A 25,278-nucleotide genomic window follows, 5' to 3' on the forward strand; every position below is an offset into this window, starting at 1 on the left:
GACATCAGTGGTGGCTGACCCACCGCAATCGCTGGCAAGCCAGCTCCCACAGGTTTCTGCATTTTGGAGAAGATCATGGTTCGCACTTCACGATTGACCAAGGCTTCGCTAGGGCTTGTTTTAGGCCTGGCCGCCGGCACCGCTCTGGCCGCCATCACCCCGCAACAAGCCGAACAACTGAAAACCACCCTGACCCCCATGGGCGCCGAACGCGCGGGCAACGCCGCCGGCACCATCCCTGCGTGGACTGGTGGCATCACCCAAGCCCCGGCCGGCTACAAACCGGGTCAGCATCACCCTGATCCGTACGCGGCGGACAAACCGCTGTTCACCATCACCAAAGCCAATCTCGACCAGTACAAAGCCCACCTCAGCCCCGGCCAGATCGCGCTGTTCAACAGCTACCCCGACACCTTCCAGATGCCGATCTACCCGTCCCGTCGCTCCGGCTCGGCGCCGCAGTGGCTGTACGACAACACCCTGAAAAATGCGACCTCGGCGAAGTTGCTCGAAGGCGGCAGCGGTTTCTCCGATGCCTACGGCGGCGTGCCATTCCCGGTGCCCAAGGACGGCGTTGAAGTGTTGTGGAACCACATCACCCGCTATCGCGGCATCTACGTCGTGCGCCGCGCTTCCGAAGCGCCGGTCCAGCGCAACGGCAGTTTCGCGCTGGTGACCTCGCAGCAGGAAGCGCTGTTCAACTATTACCGCCCGAACGGCCAGTTCGCCGACCTGAAAAACATCCTGTTCTACTACCTCGCCTTCGTGAAAAGCCCGGCACGATTGGCCGGTGGCGCCGCCCTCGTGCACGAAACCCTCGATCAGCTCAAAGACGCACGCCAGGCCTGGATCTACGACGCCGGCCAACGCCGCGTGCGCCGCGCACCGAACCTCGCCTACGACACGCCGATCGCCTCCTCCGATGGCTTACGTACCGCCGACGACACCGACCTGTTCAATGGCTCACCGGATCGCTACGACTGGAAGCTCAAAGGCAAACAGGAAATCTACATCCCCTACAACAACTACAAAGTCGGCAGCCCCGATGTGAAATACGCGCAGTTGCTCACCCCCGGCCATCTCAACCCGCAATACACCCGCTATGAACTGCACCGGGTCTGGGTGGTGGAAGGCAACTTGAAACCGGGCTCGCGGCATATCTATTCCAAGCGCGTGCTGTTTCTCGATGAAGACAGCTGGGGCGCGGCACTGGTCGATCAGTACGATGGACGAGGGGAGTTGTGGCGCGTATCGATGGCCTACCTGAAAAACTTCTACGACCTGCCGACGACGTGGAGTGCGCTGGATGTTTTCCACGATTTGCAGGCGCGCCGTTACTACGTACAGAACCTTGATAATGAAGAGGCGGAGACGGTCGATTTTGCGCAGCCGGTGCCGGAGGATGCGTACTTCATGCCGTCGGCGTTGCGCCAGCGTGGGACGCGATAGGAGGGGGCGGGCAGTTTCGAGGCATGACCAGACTTCGGTAGTGCTAGTCATAACGCAATCGCGGGCAAGCCCGCTCCCACAGGTCATGAGTCGAACACAACCTCTGTGAACGACTCAAAACCCTGTGGGAGCGGGCTTGCCCGCGATTGGTTTTTTGCTTAAGCGCGAAATCAGGATCAAACGCGGAAGTGGCTGACCATCTGCTGCAACTGACCACCCAGGCGCGCCAGTTCAACACTCGACGCCGCCGTCTCATCACTCGCCGCTGCGGTCTGTTCCGACACGTCGCGCACGTTGATGATACTGCGGCTGATCTCTTCGGCCACGGCGCTCTGCTGTTCGGCAGCGGCGGCGATCTGCTGGTTCATCGACTGGATGTTCGACACCGTACGGGTGATGTTTTCCAGTGATGCGCCGGCCTTGCGGGTCAGGGCGACGCTGCTGTCGGTCAGGGCGCGGCTGTTGCTCATCACCGCTGAGACTTGCTGGGTACCGTTCTGCAGACCGGCGACCAGGCCTTCGATTTCTTCGGTGGATTTCTGCGTACGCTGGGCCAGACCACGCACTTCGTCGGCAACCACGGCAAAACCACGACCGGCTTCACCGGCACGCGCGGCTTCAATCGCGGCGTTGAGGGCGAGCAGGTTGGTCTGTTCGGCCACGGCTTTGATCACGTCCATGACGCTGCCAATCTTGTCGCTTTCCTGTTGCAGCACGCTCATGGCTTCGGTGGAACGCACCACTTCGCTGGCCAGACGCTCGATCTGCGCGATGGCTTCGTTGACCACTTTGTCGCCTTCGCGGGCTTCGCCGTCAGCGGCGGCAGCGGCTTGCGAGGCTTCTTCGGCGTTGCGCGCGACTTCCTGCACGGTGGCGGTCATCTCGTGCATGGCGGTGGCGACCTGATCGGTCTCGACTTTCTGGCTGTTCACACCGGCGCTGGTCTGCTCGGTGACGGCAGACAGTTCTTCGGCGGCGCTGGCGATCTGGGTGACGCCGTCGCGGATGCCGCTGATCAAGTCACGCAGGGTCACGCCCATGCGTGCGATGCCCTGTTGCAGCACGCCGAGTTCGTCGCGACGGGTAACGGTGACGTTCTGGGTCAGGTCGCCGCTGGCGATGCGCTCGACTACAGCCAGGGTTTCTTGCAGCGGACGGGTGATCTGACGGGTGATGATCACCGCAGCAATCACGCCGACCAACAGTGCCAGCAGGGTGCTGATCAGCTGGAAAGTACGTGCCTGAGCGCTTTCTACATCACGACGATCAAGCTGGATCTGATACAGCTGCTCGCTGGTGTTGACGATCGCGGTGCCTTGATCGGTCATTTCCTTACGGGCCTGCACGGCGTCGGTGTTGGCGTTTTTATACGCCATCAATGCGCTGCGGTAGTTGATCAGGGCGGTTTCCAGCTGACGCAGGGCGTCTTGCTGAGAATCAGCGAAATGCACGTTCAGTTGCTTGAGGCTGGCGATCGCGACATCCAGTTGGCCGACGGCTTTCTGCTCGGTGTCGGCATTGGTGGTGGCGGTGTAGCCGCGCACTTCGTAGCGCGCGAGGATGAACGCTTCCTTGGCGGCGGTGATCGCCTGGAACTGTTCAAAACGCTGCTCGCTCATGTCCATCTGCTGCACGCGTTTGCTGATCGATTCGATCTGGTTGTACGCGGTCTCGGCACTCACGCTCATGCTGTCGCGCGCACTGTTGCCGGTGCGGTAGGCATTACGCATTTTGTTCAGCGACGTCTGGTATTCAGCGATGGTCGCGGCCTGCTCCTTGAGCAGTTTGACGTTTTCCGGGCTCTTGAAGCTGTTGATCAGCTTCTGTTGCTGCGCGGCGAAGCTTTCGAGGGTGGTTTGCACGTTCTGTGCGGCGGTTTCGTCGCCATTGGTCAGCATGTATTGCAGGCGCACCACACGCAGTTTGGTCAAACCGGCGTTGAGCTGGGTGATGTCGCTCATCCAGTTGCTGCGGTCGATCAGGCCACCGAGGCTGGTCCAGCCCGTCAGGGCCAGCACGCAGGTCAGGGCCAGCACCAGGCCGAAGCCCAGGCCCAGTTTCATGTTCACGCTGATGTTGCCGAACCAGCTATTCATCAAAAATCCTCCAGAAACGTTGGGTTTCTTGTCGTCGGTTAGGCTGGAAGATTGTTGTTTTTTTGAGCCAGCAAGGGTGTTAGCAGGTTTGTATCGGCCGCATTTCCCAGAGCTGAAAGGATTTTGTCCTACGGAATTTGTAACAACGGATCCCAAGACTTTTTTCACATGGGTTTCACTGGCTGCCCACGCTGGCCTCTGTACCTTCGCCGCATCGAATGAACCCGTGATGCACAGTGGCGAGGCGGTTTTTGTGGAATTGAGACTGAGTCTGTTCGGCGTTAAACGCTCGATCGATCTGAGCTTTTTGGCGCGTTTTCGCAACACCTGGGTGGTGTTGGCGGCATCGGTATTGGTAATCCCCTTGACCCTGTGGTTGCTCGCGCCGGCGGCGGTACCGGATCTGGCCCACGGCAATGCCGCGGGGGCGCAGGCACTGGCGGCAGGTTGGGCCAACGGCGACATGATCGTGCTGGTGCGTCATGTCGAGCGTTGCGATCACTCGAAAGCCGCGTGCCTGAGTGGCAATGACGGCATCACCGATCGCTCGCGCAGTGTCGCGGTGGCGGTCGGTGCACGGTTCGAACAACTGGGCCTGAACAACGCCGACATCTACAACAGCCCATCGATGCGCACCGTGCAGACCGCCGGTTACATGTTCAACCATGCCGCCAGCGGCGATGACTGGTTGATCAACTGCCGGGGCCGCATGTTGCAGGACGCGTTGGCCCACAAGGTTCCAGGTCGCAACCTGGTACTGGTGACCCACAGCGAATGCATGGCGCAAATCGAGAAAGACCTCAAAGTGCCGACCTCGGACATGGGTTATGGCTCGTCATTGTTTGTTTCCGCTGCCAGCCCGGCAGCTCCCAAGATGCTCGGCTTCATTGAAGCTTCCGACTGGCGCACGGTGACCACCCGATGAAATCTCGTTTCTACGCTTACAATTTTGGCATTCCGCTAGCCTGCGCGGCGCTGGTGTTCCTGATGTTCGACATGACCAAAATCGACGTCGCCTTCAGTAATTTGCTGTTCGATCCAGTGACGCAATCTTTCCCGCTCGACAAGATTCACTTCTTTGAAAAACTTACCCACAAGTGGGCGCGGATCATTCCGAACTGGACCGCGGAAATCGCTCTGATCGGCGCAATGCTGTCGTTGGTCTGGCCCTTGGTCAATCCGCCAAAGCATCCGCAATTGGCGGCGTTTCTTGAGCGCAGCAGAGTTGCGCCGGTGTTGCGCTTTGCCGCTGACCATCGTCGGGACTTTTTCTTTATCGTGGTCGCCTTCGCCGTCTGCACCGGCGTGATCCATTTTCTCAAATCCCATACCAGCGTTTATTGCCCGATCGAGACCACGCTGTATGGCGGAAAAATGGCCCATATCGAGTGGTACAACAATTTCCAGCTGTTCCATGAGGCGGGAGAAGGGCGTTGCTGGCCGGGTGGTCACGCCTCCGGTGGTTTCACCATGCTGGCGCTGTATTTCGTTGCGCGGCGTTATCAGTGGCGGTTTTCCAGTGCCATTTTGTGGGGCTCGTTGTTGCTCGGCTTCATCTACGGCACCACGCGCGTCCTGCAAGGCTGGCACTACATGTCCCACACGTTCTGGGCCGGAATCTTTGTGTGGCTGGCGTGTTTGCTGACGGCATTGGCCTTCTACGGACGCGCGCGGCTGGATGTGCCGGTGGTGGGCAAGCGTGAGCAGAAAGCTTTCAGTGCTCAGCCTGAGGTCTCTCTCTGAACCCGTTCGGATGAAATGAAAAACCCGCCAATCATCGGCGGGTTTTTTTATGCGGCTGCGCAGGCCTCAATAGCCGACGAAGTAATACGCCTGACGCCCGACCATCATGGTCTTGAGTACTTTCAGTGGTGGCGCGGGCTCGCTGTCGCCGGCCATCACCACGACATGCGAGGGCGAGGCCGTGAGGAAGTCTCGCAACTGCGCCTCGGTATCCAGCCCTTTGAGTACTTGCTGGGTATAGAAGACCGTCGCGCCACCGACCCGCTCATTGGCCTGAAACAGTGCGACTTGATGCCCGGCGGTCTGCAGTGTCTGAATTTCCGCGCTCAATGGCAGGAACGAAAGCTTTTTATCGGCGTGGGGCAGTGCCCATTGCGCGGCGGCGAGATAACTGCCGATCACCAGCGTGAGCACAGTTACTGCCAATGTCTGACGGTGACGGGCGATTCGGCCTACGAATCGATTGGCGGATTGGTACTGCTGCAATCGTTCGAACAACACACCGGCATATTCTGCCGCAATCACCGCCGCCGCCGGCGTCATCGACATCAAGTACACCGTGCGCTTGCTCGACGCCAGGGTCAGCATGATGAACTGCGCGACGATCCACAGGCTGAAGAACAACAGGTAACGATTGGCCTTCAGTTCTTTGCGAAAATGCCACAGTCCCAGGTACACCAGAATGTTCCACGGCAGGAAGGCTTCCGGCAACTTGGCGAGGTAGTAGTAGAACGGCTCGTAGTGTCCGGCTTCGACGAACGACCCGCTGAATCGGCCGACACTGTTGGTCAGCAACACTTCTCTGACCGCTTGCACGCCGCCGTGCTGATAGAGCACCACCAGCCAGATCAGCAGCGGAATCAGCCCGACCACGGTCAGCAACCCCGGGCGTAACCAGTCAGCGAGTTTGAGGCGCTTGTCCATCAGGTTGTCAGCCAGCAGGTAAGCAAAAATCACCACCCCCGGCATCGCCAGCCCCAGCACACCTTTGCTCAACGTGGCGATGGCAATCCCGACAACGAACAACAGCGAGCTGCCGAGAGTCGATGCCCGTTGCGCCTGGAAAAAGGCCAGCAGCGCCGTGGTCACGCCGAGCGCCAGCAGCGCATCCTCGCCGACGCCGCGCACGTTGCTCCAGTAACTGGCCATGGTCGCCAGCAGAATTCCCGCTGTCCACGCGAGCATTTTCGGCCGCCCAAAGCGGCGCAACATGGCGTACAGCAGCATCACGCTGAGCAAACCGGCCACCGCTGAGGCCAGCCGCACTGCCCACGGCGAAACACCGAAGACACGCATGGCGCCGGCATCCAGCCATAAACTCAGCGGTGGTTTTTCCAGAAACGGTTCGCCGAACAGACGTGGAGTGACCCAGTCATCGTCCAGATGCATCTCCATGGCAATCCCGGCGACGCGGGCTTCAGTGGAGCCTTGCAATTGATGGTTGCCCAGCGCGAAGAAAAACAGCAGGGCAGCAAGCAGAAACAGTGACGGGGCGGCACGCGACATAGGTTTCAGGCAACCGGAAAGGGCAGGAGGCCTGAGCATACTTCGCCAATGCTTAACAAATTGTGAAACTCACGACAGTCGCCGTGACCAGCGTTTATCCGGCGTCTCGAAGACGGGATTGACCAGCGCCGTCAGCACGTGATCCTGCCAGCGCCCGGCGATGTTCAGATAGGCCTTGGCGTAGCCCTCACGCTCAAATCCGAGTTTTTCCAGTAGCTGCGCGCTGCGGTCATTGCCGGGAATATAGTTGGCCATGATCCGGTGCAGGTTCTGGGTTTCGAACATGTAGCCGATACCAGCTTCCAGCGCTTCGCGCATCAAGCCCTGGCCCTGATGGGCTTCGTCGATGTGATAACCCAGATAACAGGCCTGAAACGCTCCACGAATGATCCCGCTGAAGTTGCACGCACCGATCATCTGCTCGCCATCCGGCGTCAACAGCGCAAAGTGCATCGCCAACCCGGCTTCGAATGCGCTGGCCTGGATCTCGAGACGACGGTAAATCTGCTCGGTGGAAAAATAGTCAGTGGTACGGATCGGTGACCACGGCGCGAGGTGACGCTGGTTGCGTTGATAGAAATCGCTTTCCAGTTTGGCCTGATCCGGGTCAAGGATGGCGAGCGTCAGGCGTTGGCAGGGCAGGGTCAACAGCGGCATCAGGCGCTCCGGTCATGGGGATCAAAGGACAGGATTGCCCGCGATGGCAGAAAATACAAACCGGCTTGCTCAGAGCGCTAGCCAGCACTGGCCGAAACGGCGGGTTTTGTGCTGCTCAGCGTTCATCCACAGGCTCGGCATTGGCAACGTCATGCCGTACAGGACTCCCGCGTCTACCGCTTCGACGCCAATCCGCAGGCAAAAAAAAGCCCGCGGGAGAGCCGCGGGCGAACCGTAGTTTCTTGAATGAGCGAACGGACTGTACCGGTTTGGCAGAAGCCCGGCAGTGAAGAAAAATTCATCTCGATGGATCGCCCAGGCGACGGTGCGGTCAGTGCCGGTGTCGCCCGTTAATGGCGAATTTCAGGGCCTGATGGAGCAGGCGATCCCTATTGCACGACCTGGTCCCGGGCCCGACAGACCACAATCTCGGCCAACGCGCTCAGTTGCCTGATCGCCACCGCGATATGACGTTGGGATTCGTCGCATTCATCGGCAAAGTTTGCGCTGATCTGCGTAAGGGAATCGAGAAGATCACTGGCGTGCGAGAGCAGACTGATCGTGTCGACATCGTCGCGCACGCTGAACATCTGCTTGAGGGGGATGGTACGACGGCGATTTCGACCGGTTGAGCCGGTGGCGCTGGCGTGCGTTTGCTGGCCGGGCGTTTTCGCGTCGGCGGATGCCGGTCCAACAAGGGAAAGTCGGGTGATCTTTTTCATGACGTAGCTCCGTGGAATGAACAATCTCTGAGGGGGCGGTCTGTCAAACCGTCCGCTGGAGGGCGGCGAGTCGTGGAGGGTAGCGCCGCAAAAAACTGTCCACCAGTTCATGAAAGCCGACGCGTATTGCGGGAAAGTTCCTAGGACCTGGAATGTAGGAAGCGAAGGCTTCTCTCCGTCGCTCATGGTGTCGCCGGTTTTTTGCCTGCGGTATCAGCGTGCAATGAGGGCGACTGCCAACGCCCGAATAAAACCGAAATCCGGTTTGATAATGTTTTGCAGGAGAACTAATGTGCGCGACGTTCAATCGGCAGCCCTCGCTCTCCAGCGAGAGTCATGGCCAAGTCCTCTCTGATATAGAACACGCGTCGCCACATCCGGAAGATTTCTCTACAAGGAGTAGAAAGCATGTTGAATCGACAGCGTTCACTACGACGCCAATACGCGCGCCTCACTGTCGCCCTCCTGCTTACTTGCGGCATGGCCGTGTGCGCGGTGCCATCGGTACAAGCCCAGACACAGGCGTCAACCCCGGCCGAGCTGATGCGCGAAGCTCTGCGTCTGGACAAGGACGGCTCGCTGGCGCAGGCCACGGAAGTTGCCCGAGCGGCCATGGTGGCGGGTCGCAAGCGCGGTGGTTTCGATTTCACCGAACTGGACGCCGGCGAGCTGCTTGTAGATCTGCTGTACAAACAGGCTCGATATGACGAGGCCCGCAGCGCCGCAGAAGAGCAGATTGCCTACTGGGAGCAGCAGGCCACCAGTAACGGCAGGCCGGTCAAGCGCGACGCCCGGAGCACGGGCATGCTGGGCCAGGCGATCAAAGCGAGCATCATGGCGGGCGAAAACGACCAGGTCGCACGCCTGCAAGAAAAACTGGTTGCCGTCACCAGCCCTGATCCCGCTCTCTGGCGCTTGTCTGCGCAGGAACCACGCTTGCGATACAGCCTCGCTGATTTCTCGATGCCCTTCACGGTGGGGCAGTGGAACCTGACCAAGTTCGAGCCAGCGGCCAAACGTGATTTCAATAGCATCGTTGTTTATACACAGGCGTTGCCGAACGGCCCGTTGATTGCCGAGATCGCTCTCTCCTACGACGAAGCTCAACGCAAGCAGGGCGAAGCCGAGCGTCAGGAGCAGCAGGTGGCGTATCGTCAGCGACATGAGCCAAGCGCACTGGAAGCCGCAATGCCCGATCTGCCTTTCAACGGTCTGACCTCCTTTAAACGAGGAGCTGAATCGTTGTGTAAAGATCAGGCTTGCATGAATGTTCATTGGCTGGCGTTCCGCGGCGATTGGCGCATTGACATCGACATCACCTTCGGACTGCACGACGAGGCCCAGGCCACTGCGCAAATGCAGCAATTGTTCGCCGCGTTGAAATGGCCCAGCGCGCCGCCGCTGTTTCGCGAACGGCCGCTTGAACAGCAGATCAGGGAGATCGAAATAGCCGCTTCTCTGCCTGACGGCGTCAACAAAGCGGCTGTACTCGCGGAGCAGGCGTTGCCCGATGCGTACTTCCCGGACGAGATCGCGCGTATGCAGACCTACATTGGCGTGTCTCAATATCGACGTGGCAACCTCGACGCCGCTCGCCGTGCGCTGAGTGTGGCCGTGCCGGCCTGGGAGAACGCCCTCGTCGATGAGCTGCTCTATCGCAGTGCGCTGGATTACGCCGCCGACATCGCCTATCGGCAGGGCCGAATTGAAGACGCCGTGCCGCTGAACCGCCAGTTCATCGAATGGCAGGAAAGTGATGCGACGCTGGGCTGGTCAGTACCGAAGGACGAAAATGCCCTCGTCAACCGCCGCCAAGGCACGCATCTGCCCTTGCGCGTGGGTGACTACCGGTTGCGACTGGATACGCAGGGTCGGTTCTACTACGACAATCTGCAGACTGGTGCACAACTTGGCCTGACCGTCGGGTTGCCTCAGTCCTCGAATCAGGAGCTGGAGTTGACGCTGCGTTCCTTCCTGTCGAAAACCCTTGGCCTGCAGGCCGGCAATATTCACAAGAGCGGTTTTTCGCCCAGGTCCGCGACACCGGGCGACGCCAAGCCCACCGGCCACAAGTGGGAGTTCGATGTGACGGCTTTGCCTACGGACCCGGACGACTCCAGGGTAAATCCGCTCACCGGCATCCCGGACAAAATACCGAAGAAGATGACCTTCTGGATTGTCGATCGTAAAGAGCAACGGTCGATTTTGCGGGCCCCTGTGACGGACAGTGGCCGATCCAGGACTGAAGCGGATCAGGTTGTACAGGCGTTGTCCTGGTAGAAAAGGGGAGAGTGTCATCCCGGATTCAATCCGGGCTGACTAATCCTCTATTTTCTCTTCACGCAACACCCAGCCTGCCTCTCCCGCCACCAGTTTGTACTGGATCTGCCGCATCTTCCCCGTCCGACCCGCCCCCGCTTCGGCGCTGTCGTACACCGCAAAGCGCTGCACGAGCCTGTTCTCCACCACCGCAAACGAATCCTCGCCCTGATACCCCTCGGCCGCTTTTGGATTTTCGCTGATCGGCGGCAAATAGATTTCGCTCAGGGTTTTTTTCCGGTTGGCGGAGTAGGCGATCAGTTCACCCGGCATACCGCGACCGGGCGCGCGCGTAGAGATATAGACCTCGGGCGAGCCATCGTTATTGAGGTCGGCGACTTCGGCGCGGATGATGGTGCCCTTGAGGGGGCGGGTGATCGCCGAGTTATCGATTTCCAGGCCTTTGGGCTCGATACGCACGATGGGCTTGCCATCGACCCGATCCGCTTTCACATCAAAGCCGATGCCCTGCAACGCCAGGTTCTGTTCGAAAGGTGTGTTGTTATCCACAGCGTCGCCGTTGGCGAGGATCAGCGAAATTTCGTAGTTGGCCACCTCATTGCGCCGGGCTGCGTTGCGCATTAGATAGACCTGCACCGTGTAATCGCCATCGGCGGGCAACGAGCCGATGAAGTGATTGCCCATGATCGAGCCGTTGAACAGCGCGTAATCGGCGCCTTTGGCGGTGATATTGAAATAGGCGGAACTGTTGGATGGCTTGAAGTCCACAGTCAGGATCTGCCCTGCCTTGGCATTGAGTTTGTACTCCGCCGTTTTATAGCCCTTGATCGACTGCTTGAACTGCACGCTGCCATAGCCGCTTTTGTAGACGACTTGCTGGATCCTTGGCGGGACGTCGGTGGTGGCGTGGGCGTGGGCAGACAGTGAGACGAGGGTCGCCAGTGCGGCGCCGAGCCAGATGTTCATGAGGGTCCTTCGGGTAGTGGCCTATGTGGCTCGAAGGATAGATCCGCAGGCATGGGTCCGTCCAACCGGGGGGGGATTGGAATCCGGCGGCGATCTCTGCCCCTCCCGTATACGGGGCATTTCGCGGGGTAGCATCGTTTTCGCCGCTTTCGGTGGAGCCAACCAATTGAGGTTAATGCAGGCTCCCACAGAAAGCACTGCGCCCTACAGGGGGGCGCAGTGCTTTTGTGAATGAGGCGGCTTGGCTCACTCCTGCGCCTGATGCTGCAGCAGTTCGCAAACCTCCACATTCATTTCTACAAACGCCTCCCAACTGAACCGCTGGGCGTAGTGCATCTGGTACTGTCGGTCGACGCGGCAGATATCCGGCCGGGTATCGTAGATAAAGCAGTGCTTGTCGGCATCACTGTAATGCCGACAAGTCCCATCTCCGCGATCCAGGTAGTGCGTCTGTTCCGCCAGGTGCACATTGCGGCAACACAGGCCGCACTGCGTACAGGGAAACGCCGGCAGCGTCATACCAGTGACGCCAGCCAGTTGCGCGTGCTGGCCGCGTTACCCATCTCGAACGGCAACTCTATCCCGCGAGCCGCCACAGCATTCTGCAGTATCGCACTGCGCCGGATTTCGTCATTGCACTCCTCAAGCTCTTGGGTAAAAGCCTGCAATTCCTCCACGTCCAGGTTGAACTCCAGCCGGCTCAGCTCCAGCAGGTAACGGTCCAGTTCCGCGTTGATTGCCTGGAACTCGCGCACCGTGCCGGCGTGCGGCGTCAGAGATTCGATGAAGGCCCAGAGCTTGCGCGCCATCGCGCTGTGCAGCAGGAAGTAGTTCAGGCCCAGGGTCACCAGACCCGTAACCAGGGCACCGGCAAACGCCGCCAGCTCGGTGCCGAACGGGAAACTGAGGAACGGCACCAGTTGGGTGTAAGCCATGGTGCCGACCACCGTGGCAACGCCCACCGACAGCAACGACGTCACTGCCTGGCACTGCTCCACGAAGCTTAGGTGATCAGGGTTGAACACCATCAGCTTGATGGCCTTGACCAACTGGCCCCACAGCTCGCGGATGATCTTGATCGCCATCGCCTGAGTGGTGGCGAAGATGTTGAACAAGGTGGTAGTCAGGCTCCCGAGCACCCCAGCAAACACGCCATCCTTGAACGCCACCAGGAAGTCGTTGAAACGCGCCTGCACCCGCTTCCAGATGCCCTTGAGCGACTTGTTGATGCTCTCGACGAAGGCCTCTAGGCTGAAAGTGTGCTTGAGCTTGTCCAGCAGGGCCGGCAGTTGCTCGCGCAGTTCGAACCACACTTCCGCCATCATCAGCCCGAGCATCTGCCGGGTACCCATGGCCAGGCCTGCCGAGCCGGCGGCATGAGCCGTTTGGTGGAGAAATTTGCTGCTGGTGTAATAGGCTTTGTTGATCTGCTGAAGTGAAGGGGTGCTGCAGGTGGGGCAGTGAGTGAACCAGTCGCGGTTCAGCACCAGCACGTCACTGCTTGGAAGAAAGGTCTTTTTCCAGGAGCAGTAGTGGCAGACGAGGGTAAAGGGCGAGAGAGCGATCGGCATGGCTGCACCTAATGATTACCAAGTGCAGTCAGGATGGCAGTGGCGGGCGACAACCTATGTCGTGCTTGCTGAGGTGATACTTTCTCGAACGTATGTTCCGTATCGGCCAGCTTGGCCTGAGAGGTTATTGCGATGAGCTTTGGGATCAATCCCTTCAGGTCGGGGAATACCGAGATGGCTGGCACTCAAAAAGCCGTTATGGTTTTCGAAAGAGCTACAAACCGTTGATTTAGCCGAAATTCAGGCACAAAAAAAGACGTCCGTGGACGTCTTTAGATGATTATTTGGTGGGCCGGGGTAATCTGAACCTGACTTTTATCTTATTGTTTTTTATGACAAATATTTGTTCTGTTTTTTAGTTGGAATACCAATTGGAATACCTAGCGGAATTCCATTCTACTTGGCCGACCGCTTGCAATCGACCTAACAAACTTGCTTCGCCCAGATGATTAGCCGCGATTTTCTTACATTTGTTGGGATATTGACTGCGTTCGATAAGAGGCTGAAGGTGGCGACAGGCAGAAACCGGCCAATAGCTACCTGCTGTAAAGGATTACGTGGATGGCTGCATCATTTCGGATACGTCTCTAACGGTGGGGCCTAGCTTTGCAGTATCCAAGCTAGTATCTAGGCTTAGACCAACCCGGATAACCGTCGATTTCTTCAAGCAGGTCATCACGGTCATCCCGAGCGCTGCGATAGCCACTCGATACTGGGCGCTGTTCAAGCTCTTCGAAAATGAGGATGGACTGAGTCTGTTTAGTCGGGGCGTGGTAGGTTGCTTGCTCATAGCAAGCGAATCGACTGGCATCATCGCTGTTGCTCCAATCCAGACCCTCGGTGTCAGCCTCATGAGGGCCGCTGATACCGGACTTCAGTGCGCTGGCCGCTGCTGAGTCTTGAGGCAGCGGAATGCCTTTGGTGATCCACACTCGGGCTTCTCTCAGTGCCTTCGAAACGATTGAGTATTTAACGACCCCTTCCTCGGCTACCACAAACGCCAAGTGGGCCCCAGAGGCCTGAGCGAACCTAGAGGCGATACAAGATCGGGAGGCCTGGAATAGTTCTGCTAGCTCGGCGAGGTGCTCAAGTGTGAAGTCTTTCTCTTCAGCGAGGGGTTGAATAATCACCCAGGGAACCAAACACTCAGCGGCAAAGATGTCGCACAACACTTCTTCAGGGTGGCGCCCAGTGAAACGTTCCAGCTCGTCAGAGGGCACCTTCTCACCATGACGGGATGGAAGCTCAAGAACGTGGTGAGCAATCTCATGGAGGATGGTAAATCGCTGCCTTAGCGGACTGTCATTCTGATTGACCCAGATGCATATTTTCCGGCGCCGCTCAACGGTACAGCCGGCCTCACCATCAGCCAACTCCGTTCGAGAAACCTGAAAGCCCAAGAATGATGCTAGGGTCTCGACATCCACAGGCACTGTCGTTATTCCAGCATCTTTCAGGAGTTTTCTAGCTCGTGCGACCGCAATATTTTCGTCCATGAAAATCCTCGCCCTACATCTGTTGGATAAGCTCGATCCGCTTGAGCCAAGCCTCCTCTGTATTGGGACGCTCACCTCGGAAGCTCATGGTTGCTACGTCCTCAAAGTCCTCCCAAGGAATGTCCAAGCGCGAGATCATTAAGTGGTAGAGCGCATCATCAAGGGTTACTGGCTTAGCGAGCAGTCGAAACACCTCCGCCTCTCGATCACCCAATCCCAGCGCCTGGCCCAGCCGCGATACGACATCGTCGGAAGGGGCCTGCTTATTACCCTTCTCTAGCCTCCAGATGTACGCGTGATCCAGATCGCCCGCACGCTTCTCAAGCTCACGAAAGCTCAGCTCTTGTCGTTCACGCATGGATGCGATGAACCCAGCCAAATCCATTATTTTCTCCAACTGCTTGCATTGCCCGCGCTGGCGGGAGTAGTCTGTTGTCCAGACAGACAACAGCTGCGTTTCATGTTCCATGATAAGCGGCTTTTTTTTGAAGTCCACTGTTGTCTGCTTGAACAACGGCCCTTGGGTCGTTTTTTTGAATGATGGTGTTGTCTGGTTGGACAACGAGTTGTTTGGTTCCTATACGAGGGCTTTACCATGACGCAGTTAAACGATCTTGATGTAGAGGATGTGGCCGCCGCTGTATCGGCTGGTCGCGAAGTCCGCGAGCACGGGCCATATAAAATCCAGGTGGGCGATGAGAGCTTGGAATACCAGTCTTTGGTGATCGCGGATCCGGTTCCAACCGGTCTGCAGGTTCTGGAGTTAGCGGGGCTACGGCCTGTCGCTGAGTACCTGCTTTTTCAGATGTACGCCAATGGCCACTTGGAGCTGCTCAGCCCAAGTGAAACAACGGATTTGCGCCAGGCGGGTATCGAGAAGTTTCTAGCGTTCAAAAACGATCGCTCGTTTCGATTCTTCATTGATGAACGTTCGCAGGACTGGGGGGCTCAACGTATCTCCGGTCATGCGCTCAAGCAACTCGCCGGCGTCGATCCGAGCAAATATGAGGTCTACTTGGTTATTCCTGGCGAGGACGATGAGCTGGTCGAGGACCGTGACCTGTTCGACTTGGCTCGCCCCGGGGTAGAGCACTTCGCTGCGGTGGAGATCAACATCAAGGTGTTCGTAAACACGCTGCCTACCTACGTCCACGCCCGTTACCTCAGCTACTGGGAAGTGGTGCACCTCGCCCACCCTGAAGCGGTGCCCGGCCCTAACGCACACTTCACAGTGACCTATGCCAAGGGCTTCGAAGGTAACTCGCTTACCAACCTGGTTGATGGCCAGCTCGTCCATATCAAGAAAGGGATGCACTTCAATGTCACACCAACTGATAAGTCGTAGTCCGCACCTTCTGCGCTTGCGCAACGAAGGGTACAACCTGGAAACCATTGGAGCCTACCTTTTGGTTCGAGATGTTCCCTATGTGAGTGCACAGCGCCAGGTATGCAAAGGCGTCCTGGTTGTGATGCTCGATCTGACGGCTGATATTGCAGAGCGACCGAACGATCACACCGCACACTTCATCGGTGAAACCCCATGCGATTCACGGGGGCATCCCCTTGAGCAAATCATCAACAACAGCCAGCCGAACCAATTGCTTCCTGAGTTAAAAGTGAACCACTACTTCTCTGCTAAGCCGCGTTCTGGCAACTATGCGGACTATTACGAGAAAGTGTCGTTGTACGTAGCGATGCTGAGTGGTCCTGCTAATGCTCTCGATAAAAACATCACCGCAAAAACGTTCGCACCTATTCGGTCGGATGTTGAAGACACGGTATTTACGTACACCGATACGGCCTCTGCCCGTGCCGGTATTGGGATGCCTACTGAGAAATTTAAACGACTGAAAATTGCGATTGTTGGGTTAGGTGGTACTGGCGCTTATATCGTGGATCAGGTGTCAAAGACCCCTGTGGCTGAGATTCATCTGTACGACGGCGACGCGCTCCAGCAGCACAATGCGTTTCGTTATCCCGGCGCTGTGCCGTTTGCCGCCCTGGAGCGGGGTATGAAGAAGGTGGAGTACCTGCATGAAGTATTCAGCGCAATGCACCGCCATATCATCCCGCACCCGAGCATGATCACTGCGGATAATGTGGTTGAGCTTCGCGCTTTCGACTATGTGTTCCTTTGCGTTGATAACGCCAAGGCACGCGAGCTGGTGGTGAAGGAGCTCCGGGGGACGCAGGCTTCACTGATCGACGTTGGCATGGGCGTGCACCTTGTCGGCGAGACTCAACAGGTTTGGGGAACGTGCCGGGTCACAACACTGACCCCGGAGCACCATGATCATGCTGATCGGACGATGCCACTGGTGGAAAATGATGCTGAGGATATCTACCGGTCGAATATTCAAATCGCAGATCTGAACGCCCTTAACGCGATGCTGGCAATTGGGATGTGGAAGCGGCTCTGTGGCTTCTACTCCGATAACAGTCAGGCTGACCACATTACCTATTCGACCAACCTCAACGAGATGGGCAACAGCGAGGAGCGGCAATGACTATTAGTCGACTCACCCCGCAATTTGTCGAGCATTTCCCGGAAAAACTTGAGTCAGGTGAGCTCTATCTGGCGATGGAGTTCGGCACTGCAGCGCACCTATGTGCGTGTGGATGCGGAAACAAAGTGATAACGCCGTTCTCCCCCACTGACTGGCAAATGTTCTTTGATGGTGAGACGGTTTCGCTGAAGCCTTCGGTTGGTAACTGGACACTGCGCTGCAGATCGCATTATTGGGTGCGATCAGGTCGGGTTGTTTGGGCTGGAGACATGTCCCAAGAAGCGATCGACGCGGGCCGCAAACGAGATATTCAAGTGAAGGCACTGCATGGCGCAATAAAGGAAAGCGGGGAGAAGGTACATCAGCCGCAGCAAATCGTTGTTCAGGTGGAGCGTAAGGCATCCACCTGGTTTGACAAGCTAAAAAACAGGCTCGGCTTTTAATGAGGGCACCAGATTGGACACTGATTGGCAAGGAAGTTAGAAAGCAAAGGGCAAGATACTTGGTCTTGCCATTTGCGCAAAAGGATTTGAGGGCGAAGTTTTATTGTGTAAAGCTGGTTTAAGGCATTCGTATAAAGTATCAATGCGGGCACGAAGATTCGACACAAAATATCGAATAGCCGGGATGAGTAAGTATTCGTAACCGGTTAAGCCTCAAATGCCGTGGCAACAGAGCCGCAGAATCATTTTCGAATCGATCGGATTTGTAAAAATTTCAACCGTTCGAGTCCTCGCTTCGCCAAATCATCATGACGAGTTATTCTAGATAGTCATTTAAAAACAATGAGTTGCGCGAGATGTGAACAAATATGTTGTGGGGCGCTGGCAATTTGCTATATTTGTGCAGAGAGCCATTCACGGATGTAAGGCCGTACCACATGCAAATATTAAAATGTCTCCATACAGGTAGAGATGTAACTTATACCGTCACCGATGGTATTGACCTCCTCGCGACAGCAAACCTTGACAGGGACTGGAGCGCAGAAAAAGCAAAAATTCTAGGGCAGCTATTTGTAGAACATCCTGATGCTTTGAGTGATCCAAGTAAATGGGAAGGTTTGCTTGATACTTATCAATTGAATGATCATCACTGGGCTTGGACTCAAAAAGCTAGACTTTACAATTCTGCCGAGTTTTTTTGGTTCTATTTGATGGCAGATGGACAAGTACAAGCTGCATGCATAATTAAGCACCCAAAAGAAAGCCGGGCAGATAAAGCAGGGATCTTCTACGTGGATTACCTAGCCGTGGCGTACTGGAATCGACGTAGGGACGGCTATGTTCGCCGCTTTGATGGCGTTGGAACCAAATTGCTGATTCACGCTATAAACTATTCGATTGATGTCTTGGGGTACCGGCCAGGATTCTCACTTCACTCTCTTCCCTCATCTGAAGGATATTACCAAAACCTCAAAATGACGGATTTTGGTATGGATCAGAGTTACCAAAATCTTCGTTACTTTGAGGCCTCAGAGCCAGTAGCGCTATCGATAGCGCAAGGAGCCGCGTGATGGGTGAGGATAATTTCTCTCCTTGGGATGACGCGCCAGTCGTTCCGCGCGCCGATGCGTCGGCTCGGACCTTATTCGAAGCGTTCAAACGATTTAGCGAAGATTTATCAAATAAAGATATTGATTCGCAGAGGCCGGCGAATATGTCTAGGCAAGAGTTTTTGGCAACACTTGCGCTTGAGTCAAATGAGGTCGCCGGTATCTTATATAGGAAGAACTCTAAAGCGCATGAGACAAAAATTCAGGCATGGCTTTCCTCATCTATTACGAAAGCAAAGCGGCTCTCACTTGCGATGTGCACTAAATTTGAAGGTATCACCCAAGAAGATATCAATGCCATTATAAAGTTAAGCGCAAATCCAGAGAATATTGTAAGTCTGCCAACTGTTCTGTCTGAGCGATACGGGGTGGTATTGATCGTTCAACCTGGATATGCGTCGATGAAGATGGATGGCTGTGTACTCAAGTTGCCGGACTCCAGACCAATGATTGGAATTTCGCTTAGGTATAATCGGTATGATAATTTTTGGTTCACGCTGGTACATGAGCTCGCACACCTGTGCCTACACAGCGATCAGCTTGATACACCAATCGTTGATGACCTAGAAGATATTGTAACGGAGGATATAGAAGCGGAGGCGAATTCTTTTGCAAGAGAAAGTTTTGTGCCGCGTCGCGAATGGCGTGTTTTATATGAGAATCGTCATAGCGACGCCGTGCTAGAAAAAGTGTGTGCTGATTTAGGTACCCATCCAGATATTGTCGCAGGGCTAATCAGATTCGCCGCCAAAGACTATAAGTTATATTCCAGTCGTCATCGTACAGTGGATGTTAAAAAACTTTTGGGGTTCATGGATGTATAATTATGCTCCGTTTTTAAAATTTAAACAAAATGAAATTCAAGCCGTATTCTCAATATCTCCGGATGTTCAAGATTTTACGTTGCCCCTCTTTGATATTCCAAAGGAGAAAAAACAGGACACTGAGCTGGATATAATAAATCGATTGAGTAAAGGTGAAAAGCAATTAGCCGTTCATTCAAAAAAGATCCCTAATCTACATTTTTTGATAGATAATCACGACCTTGATGATAGTGTGCTTTTGGGTGGGACTCATCAATATAGATATATTTTAGATGAACTCAAGGCATATAATATTATACCTGTCGTTGCTTTTGATCGCGTGGCGGATCACAACGTCGCAGCCATTGAATATTGTCAGGGCGGTTGCAATACGTTGGGTGTTAGACTGCAAGTCGAAGATTTTAAAAGTTTCAATTTGCTTAAGCCGAAATTGGCAAAAATTCTAGCTGAGGCGGCTAGCGTAGGTGTGACGAAAACTTATCTTATTTTTGATTGTAGAATGATCGAAGCGCAGGGAGGTGTTGATGATCTTAAAGTTTTGATTGAAAAATTCTACAAACAGTGCAGTCAGCAGCTTCCGATTAATCATTATATAGTAGTTGGTTCGGTTATTCCTGCAAATATAACCAAGCTAATGAAAACTAAAACCACAATGATGGTTGAAAGATTAGAGGATAAGCTTTGGAGGAAGTTGATTGTCATTCCAGAGTTGTCGGAAATTAACTATGGGGACTATGGTGTAGTTAGTCCTGAGTTTTCTGAGGCGGACTTGCCCGTCGAGCTAATGCCGAAATTTATGGCTCCGAAAGTATTTTATACTACAACGGGGGAATTTTATGCCGAGCGTGGGGGGCAGTTCCAAGGGCATGCTAAAGGATACGGCCAGTATTTCGATATAGCCGATAACATTGTGAATAAGTCTTATTATCGTGGTGATAGATATTCTGATGGTGACAAGTATGTACACGCAAGAAGTCATCTGAGTGCGCGTCGACCTAAGAAAGGGGGATCACCAGGTAGCTGGATTAAAGCAACCCTCTCAGCTCATATCACGTTTGTCGTAAGGGTACGTTAGCGCGGTTAAGAATAGCGCCTTGGATCTGCGCCAAGGCGTCACTCTTATTTATAGTAGATCCTAAGGTCTTTGCAAAGTCATTGCGATTGCCAGACTTCTTCTGAATCACTCCCATCTTTTCGGATACGTCAAGAAGCTCTTGGCGCCAAAGCATCATGAGCGCTTTGTCGGTGACAAAGTTTGGGTTATTTGATGCCTTGCGTTCATATCTAAATATGACTCGATCGCCTTGATCTTGCGCAACTAGGATTCCCCAGTATTCAGGAAGATTTCGTAGAGCCCACCGAACATGCTTAGTCGTAAGCACTAGTGTAAGTTTTGGGAAGGAGTGAGAATATACTTCCGCTTGTTTAAGAATTCGTTGAATGCTATCGGTTTCGCCTTTTATTTCAAAGCAATGCATTTGTTTATAAAATGCGACAACGTCAGCAATAGCATTTCCATTGTGTACATGAAGCTCCTGCAATATACGGCTAGGCCTAGGAGACCTGCTGTTTAGATGCTGCACCAGAGCGTTTCGAATTTCAGCATCTTTAAGCATGGTGATAAGTGTTCCGCTGTAACTTCTTTAAGTTTCTATTTTACACATGTGGGATAGACAAATCGACAAAGATAAGATGGAAGCGTCGTGTATGGGCTGCATACCAATTCGAGCGGATAGCTAGAGGGATTTGCTGCGAGAAGCCTGAGCAACCAGGCTGCGGCTCCCAACGCACTGCCTCCTGTGTGATCCAAAGCGGGGTGCGATGACCGCTTGGTACTCGGATCCACAAGCGTAGAAGCGTTCACCACAAGTTTCGATGCTTGAAGCGCTAATTAACGTTTGAGATTTTGATTTTCCCGCCAAACCCTCCGATCCAGCGATCTTTGATCGCGCCGATCGGAGGGTTCACTCGCTTTTTCTCGAAGCCAACTCGTTCCACCCTCCCATTTCAAATTTGATTAGCGTCAGGTCTCTTTTACCCATCAGCAATTGCCCTCAATCTCTTTCGAGTGCAACGCAGTCAGCGCTAGGGCCGAGCTTGTCGTGGGGTTACATCTAGAGATGTGGCGACAGCGGCGACATCGGCGACAACAATTGTCCTGTAAGGCTTTGAGCGTGGCGACAAAGTGGCGACTGTCGCCACTTTTTGCCCACTTTGGTCAGAGTACTTGACCGCCTTTGCGAGCGGGTATAAAAATTGGCGCACGAATCGCTGTCGTTTACAGCACCTGCCCAGGTAGTCAGAACCTTTAAGGCTACGCCACTTGCGTGGTGGTTCTCCCGAAGTGCGATTAGCGTCCGGCGGCTCGCACGGTCACTCCCCGAGAGTGATGGATGCCTACTCGACGGATCTGCCCACTGCGGCAGACGATGGACCTTCCTCGCTGCACTGCGACAACCTCACCTCTCGGCACATTTCGCTGCGCCAATAGGCGCCCGTCTCTTTCTTCTGGAAAGAGACGGGCGCTCGCAGCACTGCTGCAAGCCACGTCGTACAGGGCATTGCCGCAACTCTCCTCGTGACAATCGGCCTGACAAATCCGATTCGTCGCCATCCGCAACGACACAGGCACCGGTGCCGCAGCCAATGGAAAGGCTGCACCTGACTGACGGTCAGGCATGCCCCAGGTGTCGATGTTGTTGCCTTCTCCCTCCCAGGATCTCCAGGTGCCGAACTCGTCAGTCGGCACAGCCTCCACCCGCCCGTATCTTCGGATGCGTCTAAGGAGGCCAGATTCATGGAGTCATGCCCTTGCTCCCGGTCGTAAGGAGCCGTTCGTTCCGCGTCAGTGAACACCTCACAGGCCGCAGGGGCCTTGATCCCTGATAACACTCAACAGCCGTGGCGGGACTACGTGAGGACAACCAGCAATGAACGAGGAGAGGGCCCATGCAGCAGTTAGATCCGAAGCTTGAACTTCCACGACCACCTCGACCGCTGATTGAGTCGAATCCCGTGGCCCAGCCTTATCCGATGCAGGCACTGGGTGGGATTCTTGGGCCTGCGGTGGAGCGCATGGCCGAGGTCATCGGCGTGCCCCAAGCGCTGGCCGCGCAATCGGTGTTGGCTGCCTCGGCGCTGGCTACTCAAGGTCATGCGGGCTTACAGCTCGACGGGAGAAACTATCCCCTGTCGCTGTACCTGATCACGGTGGCCGCGTCAGGGGATCGTAAAACGGCGGCGGATCGATGTGCATTGCTCTCAGCACGGCAATGGGAGCGTGAGCAGTGGCAGCGTTACCGCGAACAGCTTGCACGGCACCGTGCCGCACAGCGGCAGGCGCAGCGTATCAAGCCTGGCGATCCTGAGTCCTCGAACGGGGCGGCGCTCGAAGCGGAGCCCTCAGCCCCCAGGCTGATCACCACGGACCCGACTATCGAGGCCCTGATCAAGGGCCTCTGTCATGACCTGCCCAGCATGGGGCTGTTCTGTGATGAGGGCGGACAGTTTCTCGGCAGCAGCACCATGAGCCGGGATAACCGTTTGAAAGCGGTCACGACCTTGTCGTCACTCTGGGACGGTAGCCCGATTGATCGTGCTCGCTCCATGGCCGGTGAAAGCCTGCGGGCTTATGACCGGCGCTTGAGCCTGCACCTCATGCTGCAACCGTACTTGGCCATGCAGTTACTCAGTGACCCGTTGCTGCAGGGGCAAGGCATCCTCGGTCGCTGCTTGATGACCTGGCCCACCAGCCTGGCCGGACAACGCAGCTACCAGGCTGTCGACTTATCCAAAGACGCCGCCCTGAAGCGATATCACCGCCGCCTTTCGGCCCTGTTTCATCAGCCGTGGTCACTTTCCGCTGACGGTGCCTTGCAGCTATCACCGCTTAGCCTCAGTCCGTTGGCCCGCCGTCGCTGGATTGATCTACATGATGCCATCGAAGCCCAGTTGGGTGAGTTTGGCGAGCTGGCCAGCGTACGGCCTAGCGGATCGAAGGCCGCCGATAACCTGCTGCGCGTCGCCGGCATCCTGGCAGTCGTGGAGGAGAGCGGTGTGGTAGAGGTCGACCATATCCAACGGGCCTCCGCTTTAGTCGGCTACTACCTCACCGAGATCCAGCGCCTGACCGAACAGGAACCTGTGTGCCGGGTAAAGGAGGAGGCGGACCGGCTGCTGCGCTGGCTGCAGGTCAAGGATTGGAAGCACTTCAGTATTCGAGACCTGAACCGCAACGGACCCCGCTTTGCCCGTAAGAGCAGTCGCCATGCCACCAAGCTGTTGGTCGAGTTGCTTGATCATCAGTGGCTGATCACCGACGGTCACACCTTCGAGGTGCGCCATGTTCAATCTTGATGAAGCACTGCGCAACCACTTAGCTCAACGCCAAAAGGAGCCGAAAGCGCGGTTTGTCGCCGGTGTCGCCGATGTCGCCACCCTCCGTAGAACTATCACCTCGACGACAGCCATTATCCAATGGTTAGAAGAGGAGGGTGCGCATCTCTACGTCACCGACAACACCCTGTGTTTTCGCCCATCTGATTGGACTCAGTTCGCCATCGTGTGCGCGAACTGGCGAGCCCTTTTACATGATCTCGTTGCAGTCGATGAGGAGCAGAGAAATGGCTCGGATCGGCAGGCGTGACGGTCGCAACTTTGGCTTTGGTCGCCAGCTCAGCTATGCAGGCCCGCAAGCACTGAAAGATCTGTTTGGCGATGGTCATTTCAGTACTGTCAAAGCCCATAGTGATCGTTGGCGGGCATTCGCGCAGTGGTGTCGATCCGAGGAAGGACCGAGGCTCAATGACGCGCGGCAGATCGACCGCGACATCCTCATGCTGTACGCCACCCACATGCGGGAGCAGGTTGATCAGGGCAACGTCGGCATCGCCACCGCGCAGAACCGCCTGTCCAGCGTGAACCGAACGATGGCTGCGCTGCGCGGTGATCAGTACGTCAAAATCTCCAGTCCGAGCAAGGCGCTGGGCTTGCAGCGCTCAAGCGTGCGTAGTGAGGCCCCGCAAGGCCAAGACCGTGTGCAGGTCAGGCTGATTGCGCAAGCGCTGTCAGATCGTCAGCAAGATAGGGTGAGCGCCATTGTGCTTCTTGCTCGGGAGACCGGAATGCGCCTGCGTGAAGCGATTTTGGCGGACCTGCCACGGCTGCAACGAGAGGCCCATCGACTGGGCAAGATCAATATCCAGGACGGCACCAAAGGCGGTCGATCAGGCGCATCGGCACCGCGTTGGGTCGCGTTCACGGATCAAGTTCGCGCGGCCCTCGACAGGGCTACCGAGGCTTCCCCCACTGGCAGCCGGAATTTGTTGGCGCCCGACGAAAGCTACAAAGACTTCATCCAGACAGTCGTGCGGCCGGCGCGGGATATTCTGCATGAGTATGGATTGAAAGGCTTTCATGAGCTACGGGCGGCTTACGCTTGTGAGCGCTATGAGCAACTGACTGGCTTTCCTGCCCCCATCAATGGAGGTCGTGGTCATCGAGAAGATCGAGCACTCGATCAGCGTGCAAGACAGCAGATCAGCCATGAGTTGGGACATAACCGCATCGATGTGATGAGTGCCTACATTGGAGGTCGGCGATGAAGTTTGAATTCGACATGGCGTTGTTTCTGAGCCCCGTGCTCAAAGGTGCCCATGTCACGCGGCAGCGGCACATCAGACAGGCAGGAAGGATGCATGAGGCGATTCGTGAGCGCTGGGGATGCGCGACGCCCTGGTCCTGGAAGGAAAAGCACACCAGATGGTTTTTAGAGCGCTATCTGCATTGCTCAGCACCAGCGACTGTCTATTACTATGAATTAACAGCAGGGCTGATCCGCCGTAGAAAGACGCAACTCGTGGTTGTCTGATAGATGCTTTTAAGCGTGAGCCCCTGAATATGGGAATGCG

General features: G+C 55.8%; 24 protein-coding genes and 1 pseudogene. 14 read left to right on the forward strand and 11 right to left on the reverse strand.

Annotated features, from left to right (window positions below):
* The first annotated feature begins 75 nt into the window (after positions 1 to 75).
* On the forward strand, positions 76 to 1,449 hold the full coding sequence (locus WA225_RS28420) for a DUF1329 domain-containing protein (RefSeq protein WP_422610514.1): 1,374 nt from the start codon (positions 76 to 78) through the stop codon (positions 1,447 to 1,449).
* A gap of 176 nt (positions 1,450 to 1,625) precedes the next feature.
* Here the strand turns inward: WA225_RS28420 and WA225_RS28425 are convergent, their stop codons facing one another.
* Both WA225_RS28425 and WA225_RS28430 read right to left on the reverse strand, forming a co-directional pair.
* Complete coding sequence (locus tag WA225_RS28425) at positions 1,626 to 2,489, reverse strand: methyl-accepting chemotaxis protein (RefSeq protein ID WP_371748303.1); 864 nt, start codon at positions 2,487 to 2,489, stop codon at positions 1,626 to 1,628.
* Positions 2,484 to 3,545 (reverse strand): annotated as a pseudogene (locus tag WA225_RS28430) (methyl-accepting chemotaxis protein); the annotation flags it as partial. The pseudogene WA225_RS28430 and the gene WA225_RS28425, both read right to left, overlap by 6 nt.
* Before the next feature lie 253 nt (positions 3,546 to 3,798).
* Between WA225_RS28430 and WA225_RS28435 the strand changes: the two are divergent.
* Together WA225_RS28435 and WA225_RS28440 are read left to right on the forward strand one after the other, a co-directional pair.
* Positions 3,799 to 4,470, forward strand: coding sequence for a histidine phosphatase family protein (locus tag WA225_RS28435; RefSeq protein WP_422610515.1), 672 nt, complete (start codon positions 3,799 to 3,801; stop codon positions 4,468 to 4,470).
* A complete protein-coding gene (locus tag WA225_RS28440) occupies positions 4,467 to 5,288 on the forward strand; it encodes a phosphatase PAP2 family protein (RefSeq protein WP_422610516.1) in 822 nt (273 codons plus the stop codon). Before WA225_RS28435 ends, WA225_RS28440 begins: the two co-directional genes overlap by 4 nt.
* A gap of 66 nt (positions 5,289 to 5,354) precedes the next feature.
* Here WA225_RS28440 and WA225_RS28445 read toward each other — a convergent pair whose 3' ends face one another.
* The 3 genes from WA225_RS28445 to WA225_RS28455 form a co-directional block, all read right to left on the reverse strand.
* Positions 5,355 to 6,794: an ArnT family glycosyltransferase gene (locus tag WA225_RS28445; protein WP_422610517.1), complete on the reverse strand. Its 1,440-nt coding sequence runs from the start codon at positions 6,792 to 6,794 to the stop codon at positions 5,355 to 5,357.
* Between the two features lie 69 nt (positions 6,795 to 6,863).
* A complete protein-coding gene (gene rimJ, locus WA225_RS28450) occupies positions 6,864 to 7,451 on the reverse strand; it encodes a ribosomal protein S5-alanine N-acetyltransferase (RefSeq protein WP_422610518.1) in 588 nt (195 codons plus the stop codon).
* A gap of 389 nt (positions 7,452 to 7,840) precedes the next feature.
* Entirely contained in the window at positions 7,841 to 8,173 is a 333-nt protein-coding gene (locus WA225_RS28455) for a DUF6124 family protein (protein WP_422610519.1), read from the reverse strand.
* A 408-nt stretch (positions 8,174 to 8,581) separates the two neighbouring features.
* On the opposite strand from WA225_RS28455, the gene WA225_RS28460 reads away from it, so the two are divergent.
* Positions 8,582 to 10,453, forward strand: a complete 1,872-nt coding sequence (locus WA225_RS28460; protein WP_422610520.1) for a hypothetical protein — start codon at positions 8,582 to 8,584, stop codon at positions 10,451 to 10,453.
* Positions 10,454 to 10,492: 39 nt separating this feature from the next.
* Here WA225_RS28460 and WA225_RS28465 read toward each other — a convergent pair whose 3' ends face one another.
* The 5 genes from WA225_RS28465 to WA225_RS28485 all read right to left on the reverse strand — a co-directional run bounded on the left by WA225_RS28465 (position 10,493) and on the right by WA225_RS28485 (position 15,048).
* Positions 10,493 to 11,419 (reverse strand): hypothetical protein, encoded by a 927-nt coding sequence (locus tag WA225_RS28465; RefSeq protein ID WP_422610521.1) that lies wholly within the window; start codon positions 11,417 to 11,419, stop codon positions 10,493 to 10,495.
* Positions 11,420 to 11,665: 246 nt separating this feature from the next.
* The gene (locus WA225_RS28470; protein ID WP_422610522.1) at positions 11,666 to 11,938 is read right to left on the reverse strand and encodes a YkgJ family cysteine cluster protein; all 273 of its coding nucleotides are present in this window, start codon (positions 11,936 to 11,938) and stop codon (positions 11,666 to 11,668) included.
* Positions 11,935 to 12,990 (reverse strand): hypothetical protein, encoded by a 1,056-nt coding sequence (locus tag WA225_RS28475; RefSeq protein WP_422610523.1) that lies wholly within the window; start codon positions 12,988 to 12,990, stop codon positions 11,935 to 11,937. Before WA225_RS28475 ends, WA225_RS28470 begins: the two co-directional genes overlap by 4 nt.
* A gap of 620 nt (positions 12,991 to 13,610) precedes the next feature.
* Positions 13,611 to 14,486, reverse strand: a complete 876-nt coding sequence (locus WA225_RS28480) for an ImmA/IrrE family metallo-endopeptidase (protein ID WP_422610524.1) — start codon at positions 14,484 to 14,486, stop codon at positions 13,611 to 13,613.
* 13 nt (positions 14,487 to 14,499) lie between these two features.
* On the reverse strand, positions 14,500 to 15,048 hold the full coding sequence (locus WA225_RS28485) for a helix-turn-helix domain-containing protein (protein ID WP_422610525.1): 549 nt from the start codon (positions 15,046 to 15,048) through the stop codon (positions 14,500 to 14,502).
* 33 nt (positions 15,049 to 15,081) lie between these two features.
* On the opposite strand from WA225_RS28485, the gene WA225_RS28490 reads away from it, so the two are divergent.
* The 6 genes from WA225_RS28490 (at position 15,082) to WA225_RS28515 (ending at position 20,444) form a co-directional block, all read left to right on the forward strand.
* Positions 15,082 to 15,831: a multiubiquitin domain-containing protein gene (locus WA225_RS28490; protein ID WP_422610526.1), complete on the forward strand. Its 750-nt coding sequence runs from the start codon at positions 15,082 to 15,084 to the stop codon at positions 15,829 to 15,831.
* Positions 15,806 to 16,993, forward strand: a complete 1,188-nt coding sequence (locus tag WA225_RS28495; RefSeq protein WP_422610527.1) for a ThiF family adenylyltransferase — start codon at positions 15,806 to 15,808, stop codon at positions 16,991 to 16,993. The genes WA225_RS28490 and WA225_RS28495 overlap by 26 nt, the downstream gene beginning before the upstream one ends.
* A complete protein-coding gene (locus WA225_RS28500; RefSeq protein WP_422610528.1) occupies positions 16,990 to 17,436 on the forward strand; it encodes a DUF6527 family protein in 447 nt (148 codons plus the stop codon). Before WA225_RS28495 ends, WA225_RS28500 begins: the two co-directional genes overlap by 4 nt.
* A 437-nt stretch (positions 17,437 to 17,873) precedes the next feature.
* A complete protein-coding gene (locus WA225_RS28505; protein ID WP_422610529.1) occupies positions 17,874 to 18,506 on the forward strand; it encodes a hypothetical protein in 633 nt (210 codons plus the stop codon).
* Positions 18,506 to 19,369, forward strand: coding sequence for an ImmA/IrrE family metallo-endopeptidase (locus tag WA225_RS28510; RefSeq protein WP_422610530.1), 864 nt, complete (start codon positions 18,506 to 18,508; stop codon positions 19,367 to 19,369). The genes WA225_RS28505 and WA225_RS28510 overlap by 1 nt, the downstream gene beginning before the upstream one ends.
* Positions 19,362 to 20,444, forward strand: coding sequence for a beta family protein (locus WA225_RS28515; protein ID WP_422610531.1), 1,083 nt, complete (start codon positions 19,362 to 19,364; stop codon positions 20,442 to 20,444). The genes WA225_RS28510 and WA225_RS28515 overlap by 8 nt, the downstream gene beginning before the upstream one ends.
* Here the strand turns inward: WA225_RS28515 and WA225_RS28520 are convergent.
* Entirely contained in the window at positions 20,419 to 20,985 is a 567-nt protein-coding gene (locus WA225_RS28520) for a sce7726 family protein (RefSeq protein ID WP_422610532.1), read from the reverse strand. The genes WA225_RS28515 and WA225_RS28520 overlap by 26 nt on opposite strands.
* Positions 20,986 to 22,318: 1,333 nt before the next feature.
* Between WA225_RS28520 and WA225_RS28525 the strand changes: the two genes are divergently transcribed.
* The 4 genes from WA225_RS28525 to WA225_RS28540 are packed head-to-tail and all read left to right on the forward strand — an operon-like array spanning position 22,319 to position 25,238.
* Entirely contained in the window at positions 22,319 to 23,725 is a 1,407-nt protein-coding gene (locus WA225_RS28525; RefSeq protein WP_422610533.1) for a YfjI family protein, read from the forward strand.
* Positions 23,712 to 24,014 (forward strand): hypothetical protein, encoded by a 303-nt coding sequence (locus WA225_RS28530; protein WP_422610534.1) that lies wholly within the window; start codon positions 23,712 to 23,714, stop codon positions 24,012 to 24,014. The genes WA225_RS28525 and WA225_RS28530 overlap by 14 nt, the downstream gene beginning before the upstream one ends.
* Positions 23,992 to 24,972 carry an integrase domain-containing protein gene (locus WA225_RS28535; RefSeq protein ID WP_422610535.1) on the forward strand — a complete coding sequence of 327 codons (981 nt, stop codon included), beginning with the start codon at positions 23,992 to 23,994 and terminating at the stop codon, positions 24,970 to 24,972. Before WA225_RS28530 ends, WA225_RS28535 begins: the two co-directional genes overlap by 23 nt.
* Entirely contained in the window at positions 24,969 to 25,238 is a 270-nt protein-coding gene (locus WA225_RS28540; RefSeq protein ID WP_422610536.1) for a hypothetical protein, read from the forward strand. Before WA225_RS28535 ends, WA225_RS28540 begins: the two co-directional genes overlap by 4 nt.
* Positions 25,239 to 25,278: the final 40 nt, after the last annotated feature.

The organism is Pseudomonas sp. (assembly GCF_049300855.1).
In the GTDB taxonomy this organism is placed as follows: Bacteria; Pseudomonadota; Gammaproteobacteria; order Pseudomonadales; family Pseudomonadaceae; genus Aquipseudomonas.